This window comes from Streptomyces sp. B93 (assembly GCF_018070565.1).
Taxonomy (GTDB): Bacteria; Actinomycetota; Actinomycetes; order Streptomycetales; family Streptomycetaceae; genus Streptomyces.
Genome location: NZ_JAGPXL010000116.1, coordinates 1 through 1101, shown reverse-complemented (window position 1 = coordinate 1101; position 1101 = coordinate 1). Strand labels below are relative to the sequence as shown.

The 1101-nt window shown below is 61.5% G+C and carries 1 protein-coding gene; it reads left to right on the top strand.

Annotated elements, in window-relative coordinates; genetic code table 11:
- The first annotated feature begins 224 nt into the window (after window positions 1-224).
- On the top strand, window positions 225-1064 hold the full coding sequence (locus KBY47_RS36165; protein ID WP_210928873.1) for an IS5 family transposase: 840 nt from the start codon (window positions 225-227) through the stop codon (window positions 1062-1064).
- Window positions 1065-1101: the final 37 nt, after the last annotated feature.

Genomic DNA, 1101 nt, shown 5'->3' with positions numbered 1-1101 from the left:
AGTGGGCGTTCACCTAGAGTTTTTCCGGTATGCCTGCTTTACCCATGACCTACTTTGGGTGTCTTCACCAGGTAGAGGTGATTTGTTCCCTGCAAGGTCGAGCACTCGGCTGTCCACTTCACGTGCTTCTGTAGTCGGAAACCCGTCTAATTTGAAAATGGTACGGAACCGCCCGACTTACAGCGGAACTCACCCCTCCGCCATTGCCATGATCACGCTGCGCTGTGAGCGAGCGCAAGCCGTACCCCAGTGACCTGTCCGACGCCCGATGGGCCCTGATCGAGCCGACGCTGACAGCCTGGCGAAACGCCCGCCTCGAACGCCGACCAACAGGGCAGCCGGCCAAAGTCGACTTGCGCGACGTGTTCGACGCACTCCTCTACCTGAACCGCACGGGAATCCCCTGGAAATACCTCCCGCACGACTTCCCAGGCCACGGCACCGTCTACTTCTACTACGCCGCCTGGCGCGACGAGGGAATCCTCGCCCAGCTCAACTACGACCTGACCGGCCTGGCCCGCGTAAAGGAAGGCCGCAAGCCCGAGCCGACCGCCTCCGTCATCGACACTCAGAGCGTCAAGACCTCCACCAACGTGCCCCTGACCAGCCAGGGAACGGACGCCGCGAAGAAGATCGTGGGCCGGAAGCGGGGCATCCTGACCGACACGATCGGCCTCATCCTCGCCGTGACAGTCGCCAGCGCCGGCCTCTCCGAGAATGCCATGGGAATACGCCTCCTCGACCAGGCAAAAGAGACCTACCCGACCATCGCGAAAAGCTGGGTCGACACCGGCTTCAAGAACGCCGTCATCGAGCACGGCGCCCGCCTCGGAATCGACGTTGAAGTCGTCAACCGCAACCCAGAAAAGCGCGGCTTCCACGTCGTGAAAAGGCGCTGGGTAGTGGAGCGGAGTATTGGTTGGATCATGATGCACCGCCGCCTCGCCCGCGACTATGAGACGCTCACGGCCAGCTCCGAGGCGATGATCCACATCGCCTCGATCGACAACCTCAGCAAGCGCATAACGGACGAGACCACGCCAACCTGGCGAGGAACTTACTAGGGCATACAGGGCAATACGCCTAGATCAAATGCCCTCT